This window comes from Spongiactinospora gelatinilytica, assembly GCF_003236385.1.
Lineage (GTDB): Bacteria > Actinomycetota > Actinomycetes > Streptosporangiales > Streptosporangiaceae > Spongiactinospora > Spongiactinospora gelatinilytica.
In genome coordinates, this window is record NZ_POUA01000195.1 from 1 (window position 1) to 13,908 (window position 13,908).

A 13,908-nucleotide genomic window follows, 5' to 3' on the forward strand; every position below is an offset into this window, starting at 1 on the left:
CGCCCCCGGCGCACCACCTCCCGTCCGCCGTCCCCGCGGTTGGTCGCCGATCCCGCGCTCCGGCAGGGGTGCTTGTTCCGCCTGTGGGCGAATCGTTGGTACTCGTCCCCGCACACCGTGGCTGATCGTGCCGATCCGGTCCCATTAGCTGGGGGTGGTGGGCTAGGGTCGGCGGGTGCCGACCGGTCTGATCGTTGGTCTGATCGCTCTTGTGGCGGGGTTGGCCGGCCTGTGGCAGCGGGAGTCGGTACGGCGGCACGTCGGGGATGGGCCGGAAGGCCGGTACTCCGCTGGGGCGTACGCGGTCGTGACCGCGGTGGCGTTGGCCGGGCCGGCGGTACGGTTCGAGTCGCCCTGGGAGCTGGCCGCGTACGGCTGGCTCGTGGTCGCCGCCGTGCCGCTCGCCGTGATCGACGTCGCCGACTTCCGGCTGCCCGACGAGCTGACCATCACCGCGTACGCCGGGGTCACCGTCCTGCTGGCCGTCGAGGCCGTGACGGCCGGGCGGCCCGGTGACCTGCAGCGTGCGGGCGCGGGCGCGATCGCCCTGGCCGGCTTCTACGCGGTGCTGTTCATCCTCCGCCCGGCCGCGCTCGGCCTGGGCGACGTGAAGCTCGCCCTCGCCCTCGGCGCCGCGCTCGGCTGGACCGGCTGGGACTCGGTCATCGCGGCCGTCGTGCTCACCCACCTGTTCGCCGCCGTGTACGGCGTGGGGCTGCTCGCCGCCCGCCGCGCCCACCGCGCGACCGAAATCCCGTTCGGCCCCTTCATGATCTTGGGCGCGCTGGCCGTGCTGCACGCGTGGTGAGCGGGGTGTGACACCATAACGGTGCGGCGCATGGAAGACTTGTCCCCATGTTGCGCTGGTTGACCGCAGGCGAGTCGCATGGGCCCGAACTCGTCGCGATTCTGGAAGGTTTGCCCGCCGGGGTCGAGGTGACCACCCCCGAGATCGCCGAGGCGCTGCGCCGCCGCCGGCTCGGTCATGGCCGCGGTGCGCGGATGAAGTTCGAGCAGGATGTCGCCACCATCGTCGGCGGCGTGCGGCACGGCCGCACGCTCGGCAGTCCGGTGGCCGTCCGTGTGGGCAACAGCGAGTGGCCGAAGTGGGAGACCGTGATGGCCGCCGACCCGGTCGATCCGGACGTGCTGGCGGGGCAGGCGCGCAATGCGCCGCTGTCGCGGCCCCGGCCCGGCCACGCCGATCTGTCCGGCATGCAGAAGTACGGCTTCGACGACGCCCGCCCCGTCCTCGACCGGGCCAGCGCCCGCGAGACCGCGGCCAGGGTCGCGCTCGGCCAGGTCGCGGTGAACTTCCTGCGCCAGGCGCTGGGCGTGGAGATCGTCAGCCACGTCGTCGGCATCGGCACGGTCGCCGCGCCCGATGGCGTGCTCCCCGGCCCCGGCGACCTCGCCGCCGTCGATGACGACCCGGTGCGCTGCTTCGACCCGGAGACCAGCGCGGTCATGATCGAGGAGATCGAGACCGCCCGCAAGGAGGGCGACACGCTGGGCGGCGTGGTCGAGGTCGTCGCGTACGGCCTGCCGCCGGGCCTCGGCAGCTACGTCCACTGGGACCGCCGGCTCGACTCCCGGCTGGCCGGCGCGCTGATGGGCATCCAGGCCATCAAGGGCGTCGCGGTCGGCGACGGCTTCGAGACGGCCCGGCGCAGGGGCTCGCACGCGCACGACGAGATCGTGGGCGAGAGCGACGGCGTGCGCCGCGTCACCAACCGCGCGGGCGGCATCGAGGGCGGCATGACGAACGGCGAGCCGCTGCGCGTCCGCGCCGCGATGAAGCCGATCTCCACCGTCCCCCGCGCGCTCGCCACCGTCGACGTGCACACCGGAGAGCCCGCCAAGGCCATCAACCAGCGTTCCGACGTGTGCTCCGTCCCGGCCGCTGGGGTCGTCGCGGAGGCCATGGTCGCCCTGGTGCTGGCCGATGTGGCGCTGGAGAAGTTCGGCGGAGACTCCGTGGAGGAGGTCGCCCGCAACTGCGCCGGCTACCTGTCGGCCATGCTGAAGCCGCCTTACCACGAGGGCGCGCAGGAGGCCGCCGAATGACGGTCACCGTGCTCATCGGCCCGCCGGGCTCAGGCAAGACCACCGTGGGGCGGCTGCTCGCCGACCGGCTGGGCGTCGCCTTCCGCGACACCGACGCCGACGTGGAGGAGACCACCGGCAAATCGGTCAGCGACGTGTTCGTCGAAGACGGCGAGGAGCGGTTCCGTGAGCTGGAGGCCGCCGCCGTACGCGCGGCGCTGGCCGGGCACGACGGGGTGCTCTCGCTGGGCGGCGGGGCGGTGCTCGCCGAGGAGGTCCAGCGGCTACTGGCCGGCCACACCGTGGTCTACCTCGCGGTCGGCCTGACCCAGGCGGTCCAGCGGGTCGGGCTGGCGTCGGCCCGGCCGCTGCTCGTGCTCAACCCGCGCAGCCGGCTCAAGAAGCTGATGGAAGAACGCCGGCCGATCTACGAACGGCTGGCCACGATCACCGTGACGACCGACGAGCGGGAGCCGGACGACATCGTGGAAGAGATCGCGAAGGCGGTGGCGCGGTGAGCGCCACCCGCATCACCGTCAAGGGCGACAGCCCCTACGACGTGGTGATCGGCACCGGGGTGCTCGGCGAGGCGGCCGGGCTGCTCGGCGACGGCGTGCGCACGGTCGCCGTGATCCACCCCGCCACGCTCCCCGAGCTGGCCGGGCCCGTCGTCGAGGCCCTTGCCGCGGCCGGCTACGAGGTCGTGCCGCTGCCCGTACCGGACGGCGAGCGGGCCAAGACCCCGCAGGTCGCCGCCGAGCTGTGGTCGGCCTTCGGCCGGCACGGCATGACGCGCTCCGACGCGGTGGTGGGCGTGGGCGGCGGCGCCTGCACCGACCTCGCCGGGTTCGCGGCGGCCACCTGGCTGCGCGGAGTCAAGGTCGTACTGGTGCCGACCACGCTGCTGGCCATGGTCGACGCCGCGGTGGGCGGCAAGACCGGCATCAACACCCCCGAGGGGAAGAACCTCGTGGGCGCCTTCTACCCGCCCGCCGGGGTGCTGTGCGACCTCGCGACGCTGGTGTCGGTGCCGCGCGCCGACTACGTCGCCGGGCTCGCCGAAGTGATCAAGGGCGGGTTCATCGCCGACCCCGTGATCCTCTCGCTGATCGAGGAGGACCCGGCCGGGGCCGCCACCCCCGAGGGCCCGCACACCCGCGCGCTGATCGAGCGCAAGGTCCAGGTCAAGGCCGACGTGGTGGGCGCCGACCTGCGTGAGTCCGGGCTGCGCGAGATCCTCAACTACGGTCACACCCTGGCCCACGCGATCGAGCGCGCCGAAGACTACCGGATCAGGCACGGCGAGGCCGTCGCGGTCGGCATGGTCTACGCGGCCGAGTTGTCCCGCCTCGATGGGCGCATCGGCGCCGACCTCGTCGAGCGCACCCGCGCCATCCTCACCTCGGTCGGCCTGCCCACCTCCTACCGCCGCGACGCCTGGCCCGAGCTGAGCGACCACATGCGGCTGGACAAGAAGAACCGCGGCGCCAAACGGCGCTTCGTCGTCCTGGACGGCCTGGCCCGGGTCGGCAGGCTGGAAGACCCCTCGCCCGAGCTGCTGACCGCCGCGTACCAGGAGGTGGCGCGATGACCACCGTGTTCGTGCTGAACGGCCCCAACCTGGGCCGGCTCGGCCGCCGCGAGCCCGACGTCTACGGCGCGCAGACCTACGACGACCTGGTGGCGCTGTGCCAGAAGACCGGGCAGCGGCTCGGCCTGGACGTCGAGGTCAGGCAGACCGACGGCGAGGCCGAGCTGATCGGCTGGCTGCACGAGGCCGCCGACGGCCAGATCCCGGTGGTGCTCAACCCGGCCGCTTTCACCCACTACTCCTACGCCGTGCGCGACGCCGTGGCCCAGCGCACCGCGCCGCTGATCGAGGTGCACATCTCCAACCCGGCGGCGCGCGAGGAGTTCCGGCACACCTCGGTGGTCTCCGCGGTGGCCAGTGGCACGATCGCCGGTTTCGGGCTCACCTCCTACGTGCTCGCCCTGCACGCGCTCGCCGAGTCCGAACCGGTCTGACCGTGGCGTCCTATGGTTCGTTCGTCGCCATCGGCGACAGTTTCACCGAAGGGCTGAGCGACCCCGGGCCCGGCGGCGGTCTTCGCGGCTGGGCCGACCGGGTGGCCGAGCACCTGGCCCGGCTCGACCCCGGCTTCCGCTACGCCAACCTCGCGGTGCGCGGCAGGCTGCTCGACCAGGTGGTACGCGAGCAGGTGCCGAAGGCCATCGCGATGCGCCCGGAGCTGATCTCCTTCTGCGCGGGCGGCAACGACCTGCTGCGGCCGGGGTGCGACCCCGACGCGATGGCCAAGACCTTCGCGCGGGCCGTACGCGACCTTCGGGAGAGCGGGGCCGAGGTGGTCCTGTTCACCGGAGTCGATCCGCGTGACACGCCGCTGATGCGGCGGATGCGGGGCCGGTTCGCGATCTTCTACCTGCACGTGCGGTCCATCGCCGACCTGTACGGCTGCCACCTGGTCGACACCTGGTCGATGCAGGGCCTGCGCGACTGGCGGGCCTGGCACGAGGACCGGCTGCACATGAACGCCGACGGCCACCGCCTGGTCGCCGCCCGAGTGCTGGACGTGCTCGGCGTGCCCGGCGAGGAGCCCTGGCGCAAGCACTGGCCGGCCCGCAAGGTGACGGACCCGCGGGTCAGGCGCCGCGAGGATGCCGAGTGGCTGCGCCGGCACCTGCTGCCCTGGATCGGCCGCCGCCTGTCGGGCACCTCCTCCGGCGACGGCATCGCCGCCAAACGCCCCGACCTCACGCCCTACGCCTGAGATCCGGCCACGAGATCAGCCGGCGGCGAGGCGCTTGAGCGCGCCGCGCACGAGCGCCGGATCGTTGGTGCTCCAGAACGGCGGGAGCGAGGCCCGCAGGAAGCTTCCGTAGCGGGCCGTCTCCAGACGCGGGTCGAGGATCGCCACCACGCCCTTGTCGGTCTGCGACCGCAGCAGCCGCCCCGCGCCCTGGGCGAGCAGCAGCGCCGCATGCGTGGCCGCCACCGACATGAAGCCGTTGCCGCCCTTGGCCGCCACGTGCCGCTGCCTGGCGGAGGTGAGCGGGTCGTCGGGCCGGGGGAACGGAATGCGGTCGATGATCACCAGGCGCAGGGACGGCCCCGGCACGTCCACCCCCTGCCACAGCGACAGCGTGCCGAACAGGCAGGTCGGCTCGTCCTCGGCGAACTGCTTGACCAGCAGCATCGTGGAGTCGTCGCCCTGGCACAGCAGCGGGACGTCGAGCCGGTCGCGCAGCGCCTCGGTGGCGGCCTTGGCGGCGCGCATCGAGGAGAACAGCCCGAGGGTGCGCCCGCCCGCCGCCTCGATCAGCTCGGCGATCTCGTCCAGGTAGGGCTGCGGCAGGCCGTCCCTGCCCGGCTGGGGCAGGTGCTTGGCGACGTAGAGGATGCCGCTGCGCGGATGGTCGAACGGCGAGCCGACGTCGAGGCCGGTCCAGCCCGCGCCCTTGGCCTCGGCCCCGCCCTCCCCGGCGGCGGGCTCGCCGAGCCCCCACTGGCGGGCCAGCCCGTCGAAGGAGCCGCCGAGGGCGAGCGTCGCGGAGGTCAGCACCACCGTGCGGTCGCCGAACAGGTTGTCCCGCAGCATGCCGGCGACCGCCAGCGGCGCGACCCGCAGCGTGGCGGGGCGGCGGTCGGTGGCCTCCAGCAGCCAGACCACCTCGGCCCGGTCGATCTCCCGCTCGTGGCCGTAGGCGTCGAGCATCCGCTGCGCGGTGTCGTGGACCTCGTCCAGCACGGTGAACGCCGCCTTGCGCAGGCCCATGTCCTCGGCGTCCTTGCCCGCGTCACGGGCCGCGCCGCCGGAACGGTCGCCGCCGCGCGGCCCGAGGGCGGTGACGCACGCGGCGGCGGCGTCGCGTACCAGCGCGAGGGTCGTGCCGAGCACCGGCGGCAGGTCGTCCACCCGGCCGGCGGGCGCGGCGCCGAGCAGCGCCTCCAGCGTCTCGCCCGCCTCCTGGAGGCGGTCGGCGGTGGCCTGCTCGATGAGCTTGGCCACCCGGCGCACGGCCAGGCCGACGGCCGCGCCGGACAACTCGTCGGTCACCACCGAGGTGACCCGGTCGACCAGCTCGTGCGCCTCGTCCACCACCACGACGTCGTGTTCGGGGAGCACCTCGAACTCCTCCATGGCGTCGATGGCCAGCAGCGCGTGGTTGGTGACCACGACATCGACCTTGCCCGCGCGCTCCCTGGCCAGCTCGGCGAAGCACTCGGCCCCGCTCGGGCAGCGCTGCGCGCCCAGGCACTCCCTGGCGCTCACCGAGAACTGCCGCCACGCCTGCTCGTTGACCCCGGGCACCAGCTCGTCGCGGTCGCCGGTCTCGGTGGTCTCGGCCCACTCCTGGATGCGCTGCACCATGCGGCCGGTGGCGCTCACCTCGCGGGGGTCGAAGAGCTGGTCGGGCTCGTCTTCCGGCCAGCCCGCGGTGACCTTGTAACGGCACAGGTAGTTACGCCGGCCCTTGAGGATCGCGAAGTCGGGCTCGTGCGGCAGCTCGGGGGCCAGCGCCTCGGCCAGCCGGGGCAGGTCGCGATCGACGAGCTGGCGCTGTAGCGCGATGGTGGCGGTGGAGACCACGACGGCCGAGCCGGTGATCACCGCGTGCCGGATCGCGGGGACGAGGTAGGCCAGCGACTTGCCGGTGCCGGTGCCCGCCTGCACCGCGACGTGGTCGCCCGCGTCGATGGCCCGCTGGACCGACTGCGTCATCCGCACCTGGCCGGGGCGCTCGCTGCCGCCGAGCGCGCGCACGGCCACGGCGAGCAGATCGGTGGCGGACGGCAGCGCGGGGCCGTCGCCCTCGCCCCCCTTGCCCTTGGCAGACCTGCCTGGCTTGTCCGGCTTGCCGGACTTGCCTGGCTTGCCGCTCTTGGTGGGCTTGTCCGGCGTATTCGCCTGGTCGGGGTCGCGGTCGGGGTCGCGGTCGGCGGGCACGGCTCCGGCCTCGCCGGTCGCTACCGCTGCGAGGGCGTCACCTGGGGTCTGGTCGGGTGCGATCTGGTCGGGCACGGCAGTCAACGCTACCCGCTCGCCGGGCCGCCCGTGCCGCTCTGTGGATGAAGCCGGGCCGCCGCCACCGGCCTGTGGACAACCGCCGCAAGTCCCGCCCCGCCGTACGGACGGGGGTGCCATTGCGGCGTTCACCGGACGTGGACGGGAGGCGGCGTGGCACACTTGCGGCAAGTCCCGCATTGCGTCTCCACCGGGAAGGGGAAGGTATGTCTGATCTTCGTTCTGTATCCTGGTGGGGTCAGCGGGAGAGGCGAAAACGCCGGTTCGGTAGGGTTTTCCGGGGTCGAGTGGACGAATAAAGGCTGGTTAAAGCACTATGTCCTCCATGTCGGAAGTTGTCCCGTTGCCGTCGTTCGGTGAGGTCTTCTTTGATTCGCGTGGTCAGGAGCGGGTGCTCCGGGTCACGTGGCACGACGGAACCCTCGTACTGAGCCTCTGGCGGGGTGAGATGTGCACCGCCAGTTTCCGCATGCCGCTGGAAGACGTCGGCCGGCTGATCGACACCCTTGACGACGGGTACGTCGAGGCCGGGGGCGACCAGTTGGTCGAGTCCGGTCAGCACGCCGTCCAGCCCCAGGAAGGGGAGCACTACTCCGGCGACTATCCCGAGACGGGCCACTACGCCCGCCCCCGGCAGGACGACTATGCCGCCGACTACCAGGGTGGCGAGGACGACTACCAAGGCGGCCACTATCCGGAGCAGGAGACGCAGGTCGCGCCGCCGATCGCGGCCGAGGAGCGCCCGCAGCGCGGCGGCGGCCCGAGCGACGTGCTCGTCGCGCGCGGCACGCCCGGACCGGACAAACTGGTGGCGAGCTACAACACCACGTCTGATGCCGTCCCCAGGGAGAACCTCATCGTCGGCGACTCCCCCCCGTACGGCCGCCAGCCCGCGGGCACCGACCCGGCCTACCACCCCGACCCCGCTTACCAGGACTCCGGCTATCCGGACACCGGATATCCCGGGGGCTCCGACACGGGGTACCACTCCGGGCCGGACGCGGGCTACCCGTCCGACACCGGTTATCAGAACGCGCCCGATCTGGGGTATGCGGGCGGTTCCGACCTGGGCTACCAGTCCGACACCGGCTACCAGACGGCTCCTGACACGGGCTATGCCGGCGGTGGCGACACGGGCTACCGGACCGCCCCCGACGCGGGCTATGCCGGTGGCGGCGACACGGGCTACCAGCCCCTGCCCGATCCCGGTTACGCGGAGGGCCGGGAGACCGGCTACCAGCCCGCGCCGCCGGGCGGCGCCCGGCGCGGCCGGGGAACGGGAGGGCCCGCGACCGACCCCTACGGCTTCTCCGCCTCCGAGGTGGACGATCACGCGGCCTACGCCGAGTCGTCCCAGCCGCCCGCGGGACAGGGCGACTATGGCGACCGCTACGGCACCCAGCCCGACGCCTACAGCGCGGAACAGTACTCCACGTCGCCCGACCAGCACGGCAGGCAGATCCCTCATCCCGACCCGTACGGGACGTCCGGCTATGGCGACGACGACCCCGGCTACGGTGGCGGCGAGCGCGGCAGGCGCTACCAGGAGGAAGACCCCCAGGGCTACTCCGGCGTCGACCCGGACGATCCGCTGGGCATCGGCGCCCAGGGCCGCCCCGAAGGCGACGACTACTACCAGCCCGACGCCCAGCCCCCGCGCCAGTACCCCAACGACTCCCTCTTCGCCACCGGCGAGCGCCTGCGCCCCGAACAGGGCCACGACCCCCGCGACGACCGCCGCGACTGGTGACCTCGGCCCTCCCTGTCGCTCGGACGCCTTCCCTGTGTCGGGCTTCGCCCGACATCGGCGTTTGTCGTGTGCCGTGTGCCCCGGTTTTGGTCGGTGTACGGCGGGGCCGCCTGCTCGCCGTCCTGGGTGATGTCGTGCGCTCTTGTGCCCGGGTTCCCCAGGTCACCGTTGCGGCACCGGCTATGCGCCGCCAGGGTGGCCTGACCACCACAACGATGGCGTCCGTCGAAGCGGAGCAGGCTCATACCGGTGATGTACCTCCGTGCCCCGGCCGCGGCGGGACGCAGGGCGGCGGCCGGTGAGCCGGCGGACCCAGTGCGGCAGGCGATCAATGTGGAGCTGGATATACCGGAGTATCCGCTTTGGCCTCAAGCCGCGCTGGGGTGTCTGGTGTCCGGGGATGGGGCCGGGCGGGTCGTAATCTGATCTCCGACGAGGCGTTGGAGGTCATGTGGACGCTGCGACGGGGTTGCGCCTGCTCGCTCTCGCCGCCGGGGCGATAGCGCTCGCCGCCGTTGCCAGGCGCCGGGGCTGGCCGGCGCCGTTGGTCCTGGTGGCGGCGGGGCTGCTGGTGTCGTTCGTGCCCGGGGTGCCGGTGTACCGGCTGGATCCGGAGATCGTGCTGCTGGTCTTCCTGCCCCCACTGCTCTACTCCGCCGCTCTGGACAGCTCCTTCCTGCGCCTGCGTGACTTCAAGCGCGCCGTGGGCCTGCTGTCGGTCGGCCTGGTGCTGTTCACCACCCTGGTGATCGGCCTGGTCATGCACCTGCTGATCCCGCAGCTCGGCCTGGCCGCCGCCTTCGCGCTGGGCGCGATCGTCGCGCCGCCCGACGCCGTGGCCGCGGTGGCGGTGGCCAGACGGCTCGGGCTGCCCCGGCGCGTGATCACCATCCTGGTCGGCGAGAGCCTGTTCAACGACGCCACCGCCCTGACGGTCTACCGGGTGGCCATCGCCGCCGCGATGGGCCAGGGCATCACTCTGCTGGGCGGGGCCCTCGATTTCCTCATCGCGGCCGTCGGCGGCGTGCTGATCGGCCTGGCCGTCGCCTGGGCGCTGGGCCGGGTCCTGGAGCGCATCCAAGATCCGCTGGTCGAGAACACGATCATGCTGCTCATCCCGTTCGCCGCCTATCTGGCGGCCGAGGCGGTACACGCGTCCGGGGTGATCTCCGTCGTGATCGTCGGCCTCTACATCGGCCATCGGATGCACCGGGCCGGGTTCGGCACGCGGCTGCTGTCCGACGCCCTCTGGCGGGTGATCGCCTTCTTCCTGGAGACGATCGTGTTCGCGCTGATCGGGCTGCAACTGCACAGCATCGTCAGCGACGCGCTCAAGGTCCACGACCCGTGGACGCTCGCCGGCTACGCCCTGGCGATCTTCGGAACGGCGGTGGCGACCCGGTTCGTCTGGATGGTGCCCGCCGCGGCGCTGCCGCCCGTCCTGTCGAAGAAGATCCGTGAGCGTGAGGGGCCGCAGTCCTTCCCGAGGATCCTGGCGGTGTCCTGGGCGGGCATGCGCGGCGTGGTGTCGCTGGCCGCGGCGTTCACGCTGCCGGAGGACCTGGAGGGGCGCGCGCTGCTGCTCTTCCTCACGTTCGCGGTGGTGATCGGCACGCTGCTGGTACAGGGACTGACGTTCCCCGCACTGATCCGGCGACTCAAGATCACCAGCGACCGCGAGGTGTACGACGACAACCTGGCCGAGGCCGCCGCACAGCAGGCCGCCGCCACCGCCGCGCTGGCCACCCTGCCCGACCAGGCCACCGCGAGTCCCGTCCACGCCGAGGTGATCGGCCGGCTCCGGGCCAAGGAGGAACGCCGCACGCTGAACGCCTGGGAACGGCTCGGCGGCGGCACCGGCCAGGAGGGCGAGGAGACCCCGAGCGCGGCCTACCGGCGCATGCGGCGCGCGATGCTCACCGCCGAGCGCGAGGTGTTCGTGCGGCTGCGCGACGAGCGGCGCATCGACGACGAGGTACTCCGCCGCGTGATGCAGGAACTGGACTTCGAGGAGGCCATCCTGGAACGCGACTGACCACCGCCCAGGCGTGTGCCGGTCAGCCGATCGACTGATCGACGAAGCACCAGCGCCATTCCTCGCCCGGCTCGAAGGACCGGATGACCGGATGGCCCGTCTCGTTGAAGTGCGCCGTGGCGTGCCGCATGGGTGAGGAGTCACAACACCCGATATGGCCGCATTCCAGGCAGCGCCGCAGGTGGACCCAGCGCCCGCCGACCTTCAGGCACTCCTCGCACCCTTCCGGCGTGCGCGCCGCCGGATCGTCTGCCGCCACCATGTGCTCACAAGCGGACATGATCCCCCCTTGAAACCGCCCATTCTCGTTCCTCGAATCGATCCTAGTTTCTAGAGCCGTGCGCGCTATCGGGTGTCTCTTCGTCACCACATGGGAGAAGCGGCTTGGGTAGTGTCGGAGGCATGCGACTCATTTCCCGCGTGGTCCTTCCCCTCTCCGCCGTGGCCGTCTTACTGACCGGGTGCGGTGAGCTCCAGGAGGTCAGCGGCACGGTCGACAAGGCTCAGGCGTGCCTGGAGGCCACCAAGATCGCCGGTGAGATCACGTCCAAGGCGGTGAGCCTGGCCAACAACCCCCAAGAGTTGGAGAAGGCCCTCAACGACGCGGCGACCAAGCTGGAGGACGGCGCGGCCAAGGCCGGTGACACGACCCTGCGCGAGGCGATGGAGGGGCTGGCGAAGTCCTACCAGAACCTCGACATCAGCGACGTCAACTCGGCGGTCGACGCCGCGCAGCGGGCCGCCGCCGACACCGCCAAGTACCTCGGCGACATCACCCAGGCGTGCAGCGGCTCGTGACGCGCGCGCTCGTCCCCGCCGCCCTGCTGGTGATGGCGGTGAGCGTGGCCGGGTGCGGTGAGGTGGGCGAGGTCGGTGGGGCGCTGGCCCGCGTCCAGGCGTGCGACGAGGCGGTCGCCATCGCCAAGCAGGCCCCGGAGGAGATCCAGGGCCGCGCCCCCGCGGAGGTCGAAGAGCGCCTGGACCAGGCGGCCGGTCGGCTCGACGACGTCGCCGAGAAGGCGGGGGAGAAGACCCTGCGCGAGGCGCTTGGGGGGCTGGCCACCGCCTACCGCGGGATGGAGGTCGCCGATTCGGCGCGGGCCGGCCGCGAGGTGGCCGCCACCACCGCGAAGTACCTTCAGGTGATCGCCGCCGCCTGCGTCATGGACTGACGCTATCCCGGGTTGTCTAGGGGAAATGTGGCGGAAATAGCCTTTCTGGTATGAATGCTCAAGGATCGCGGGGGACCCGGGGGTCGCACCCCGATCCCGCGCACACCGCCCACACCACCGACGCCGCCCACACCGTCCACGCCGCCCACACCGCGCCGGGCAAGGAACCGGACCCGCGGTTCACGCTGGCCAACGAGCGCACGTTCCTGACCTGGCTCAGCACCTCGCTGGCGCTCAGCGCGGGAGGGGTGGCGATGGCCGCGGTCCCGGCCGCGGCGTTCACGCCCTGGCTGCGCACGGTCATGGCGGTCGTCCTGGTGATGCTGGCGGCGGTGGCCGCGGGCATGGCCTATCCGCGCTGGCGGCGCGTGCAGCGGGCGCTGCGCACCGCCAGGCCGCTGCCGCCGCCCGCCCTCGCCGCCGTGTTCGGGTACGGCGTGGCGACGGTCGCCGTACTGGCCCTCGTTCTCATCCTGCTCGCGCTCTGACATGCCGCGACCGCTGTGGGATGAAGGGTTGCAGAGCGAGCGGACCAGGCTGGCCTGGGTCCGGACCGCGACCGTGCTGGCCGCGGGCGGGCTCGGTGCCGCCGGGATGGTCCTGCGAAGCGGCGCGAACCCACTGCCCGCCGCCGCGTTCGTGCTGGCCACGCTGCTCGGTGGCGTGCTGCTCGCCCGTACGGGCGTGCGCTACCGGCGCGTCCAGCGCGCGCTGCACGAAGGACGCCCGCTCGACCACCGGGCCGACGCCGTGCTGGCCTGGTACGGCGTGCTCGCTCTGGCCGCGGGCGCGGCCGTGTTCGTGGTGGCCGAGTCGGCCGCCCTGCTGACCCGTTAGGGCGAGGGCCGGCCGTCTCCGGCCGGCCCGCGGGGCACCGCCGCGGGAGCGCGCCCTTCCCCTGGGCGCTCCCGGCGTCAGTACCAGTTGTGGGCGCGGAAGTGGCCCCATGCACCGCACGGCGAGCCGTACCGGCCCTTGATGTAGGTAAGGCCCCACCGGATCTGGGTGACGGGGTTGGACCGCCAGTCCCAGCCGGCGCCCGCCATCTTGGCGGCGGGCAGGGCCTGCGGAATGCCGTACGCCCCCGAGGAGCTGTTGGTGGCGCGGTGGTTCCAGTTGCTCTCGCGGGTCCACAGGCTGTCCAGACAGCGGAACTGCCGTACGGTCCAGGCGCGCTGCACGACGATGCGGAAGGCGATGGCCTTGTTCTTGATCGCCGGCACCTGGATCCTCGGCCTCGGCCTGGCCGAGGTGCTCCATCTGCGTTTGTAGATCCGCTCCGGGGTGACCTGCTGTATTCGCGGCACCTCCGGCTCGTAGGCGGTCTCCTCGTAGGCGGCCGGGTCGAGCGTGGGAGGTTCCTGGCGGTTCGATTCGGCGTCGGTCCGGTCGAGGTCTCTGTCGGCCTGGGCGGGGGTGGCGTGGCCTCCGGTGATGGTCACCGCGGCGAGCAAGGTCGCCGCTGCGTTTCGCAGTACTCGGTAGCTGTCCACTTGGGTCCTTGTCGTCGGGTCGCGTGCGGGGGCACGCGGGCGACGGGACGTTCCGTTCGCCCGCGTGCGCCGCCCGTCCGCGCCCGTGGATTCGGGCGAGGCGGGCCCGCGTGGCCGGCCGGACCTTGACACCTCTCGCGAAGGTGTTCCGGAAGGCGCCGCGACGGATTCCTCTCAAGCGGATTGAAATACGCGGCCCACGCCGTCCGGCGTTTCCCGCGACACGTAAAGGACGGAAATTTGCCGAGGAACCGCTGATGCCGTACGAGGGCGTTCCGCGCGTTTTACCGGCCCGCGATCCGGATGGCCGGGGCATTGCCCGGCCATCCGGATCGCGGGCCTGTCCCTTATACACATCTCCGAGCCC

The 13,908-nt window shown here is 72.5% G+C and carries 15 protein-coding genes; 12 read left to right on the top strand and 3 right to left on the bottom strand.

Annotated features, from left to right (window positions below):
• The first annotated feature begins 211 nt into the window (after positions 1-211).
• From C1I98_RS22910 to C1I98_RS22935, 6 genes are read left to right on the top strand one after another with little or no spacing between them, the layout of a single operon-like run.
• Entirely contained in the window at positions 212-808 is a 597-nt protein-coding gene (locus tag C1I98_RS22910; RefSeq protein WP_158558149.1) for a prepilin peptidase, read from the top strand.
• A 47-nt stretch (positions 809-855) separates the two neighbouring features.
• Entirely contained in the window at positions 856-2,067 is a 1,212-nt protein-coding gene (gene aroC / locus C1I98_RS22915) for a chorismate synthase (protein ID WP_111169492.1), read from the top strand.
• Positions 2,064-2,564, top strand: coding sequence for a shikimate kinase (locus tag C1I98_RS22920; protein WP_111169493.1), 501 nt, complete (start codon positions 2,064-2,066; stop codon positions 2,562-2,564). Before aroC ends, C1I98_RS22920 begins: the two co-directional genes overlap by 4 nt.
• Positions 2,561-3,637 (top strand): 3-dehydroquinate synthase, encoded by a 1,077-nt coding sequence (gene aroB / locus C1I98_RS22925; protein ID WP_111169494.1) that lies wholly within the window; start codon positions 2,561-2,563, stop codon positions 3,635-3,637. Before C1I98_RS22920 ends, aroB begins: the two co-directional genes overlap by 4 nt.
• A complete protein-coding gene (gene aroQ / locus C1I98_RS22930) occupies positions 3,634-4,071 on the top strand; it encodes a type II 3-dehydroquinate dehydratase (protein WP_111169495.1) in 438 nt (145 codons plus the stop codon). The genes aroB and aroQ overlap by 4 nt, the downstream gene beginning before the upstream one ends.
• Positions 4,072-4,073: 2 nt before the next feature.
• On the top strand, positions 4,074-4,835 hold the full coding sequence (locus C1I98_RS22935) for an SGNH/GDSL hydrolase family protein (protein ID WP_111169496.1): 762 nt from the start codon (positions 4,074-4,076) through the stop codon (positions 4,833-4,835).
• A gap of 15 nt (positions 4,836-4,850) precedes the next feature.
• Here the strand turns inward: C1I98_RS22935 and C1I98_RS22940 are convergent, their stop codons facing one another.
• Positions 4,851-6,863: an ATP-dependent DNA helicase gene (locus tag C1I98_RS22940; protein WP_233508093.1), complete on the bottom strand. Its 2,013-nt coding sequence runs from the start codon at positions 6,861-6,863 to the stop codon at positions 4,851-4,853.
• 553 nt (positions 6,864-7,416) lie between these two features.
• Here C1I98_RS22940 and C1I98_RS22945 point away from each other — a divergent pair.
• Positions 7,417-8,841 (top strand): hypothetical protein, encoded by a 1,425-nt coding sequence (locus tag C1I98_RS22945; RefSeq protein WP_146607575.1) that lies wholly within the window; start codon positions 7,417-7,419, stop codon positions 8,839-8,841.
• A 451-nt stretch (positions 8,842-9,292) separates the two neighbouring features.
• On the top strand, positions 9,293-10,876 hold the full coding sequence (locus C1I98_RS22950; protein WP_111169498.1) for a Na+/H+ antiporter: 1,584 nt from the start codon (positions 9,293-9,295) through the stop codon (positions 10,874-10,876).
• A gap of 22 nt (positions 10,877-10,898) precedes the next feature.
• On the opposite strand, the gene C1I98_RS22955 is transcribed toward C1I98_RS22950, so the two are convergent.
• Positions 10,899-11,156, bottom strand: coding sequence for a ubiquitin carboxyl-terminal hydrolase 14 (locus tag C1I98_RS22955; protein ID WP_111169499.1), 258 nt, complete (start codon positions 11,154-11,156; stop codon positions 10,899-10,901).
• A gap of 161 nt (positions 11,157-11,317) precedes the next feature.
• Here C1I98_RS22955 and C1I98_RS22960 point away from each other — a divergent pair, with 161 nt between their 5' ends.
• Genes C1I98_RS22960 through C1I98_RS22975 form a run of 4 tightly spaced genes read left to right on the top strand, consistent with a single transcriptional unit; the run spans position 11,318 to position 12,885 of the window.
• Positions 11,318-11,674 carry a DUF8711 family protein gene (locus C1I98_RS22960; RefSeq protein WP_146607576.1) on the top strand — a complete coding sequence of 119 codons (357 nt, stop codon included), beginning with the start codon at positions 11,318-11,320 and terminating at the stop codon, positions 11,672-11,674.
• Positions 11,659-12,048 (top strand): DUF8711 family protein, encoded by a 390-nt coding sequence (locus C1I98_RS22965; RefSeq protein WP_111169501.1) that lies wholly within the window; start codon positions 11,659-11,661, stop codon positions 12,046-12,048. Before C1I98_RS22960 ends, C1I98_RS22965 begins: the two co-directional genes overlap by 16 nt.
• Before the next feature lie 50 nt (positions 12,049-12,098).
• Positions 12,099-12,536, top strand: coding sequence for a YidH family protein (locus tag C1I98_RS22970; protein ID WP_111169502.1), 438 nt, complete (start codon positions 12,099-12,101; stop codon positions 12,534-12,536).
• Position 12,537: 1 nt separating this feature from the next.
• Positions 12,538-12,885, top strand: coding sequence for a DUF202 domain-containing protein (locus tag C1I98_RS22975; protein ID WP_111169503.1), 348 nt, complete (start codon positions 12,538-12,540; stop codon positions 12,883-12,885).
• A gap of 77 nt (positions 12,886-12,962) precedes the next feature.
• Here C1I98_RS22975 and C1I98_RS43080 read toward each other — a convergent pair whose 3' ends face one another.
• Positions 12,963-13,541 carry an aggregation-promoting factor C-terminal-like domain-containing protein gene (locus C1I98_RS43080; protein ID WP_199537142.1) on the bottom strand — a complete coding sequence of 193 codons (579 nt, stop codon included), beginning with the start codon at positions 13,539-13,541 and terminating at the stop codon, positions 12,963-12,965.
• Positions 13,542-13,908: the final 367 nt, after the last annotated feature.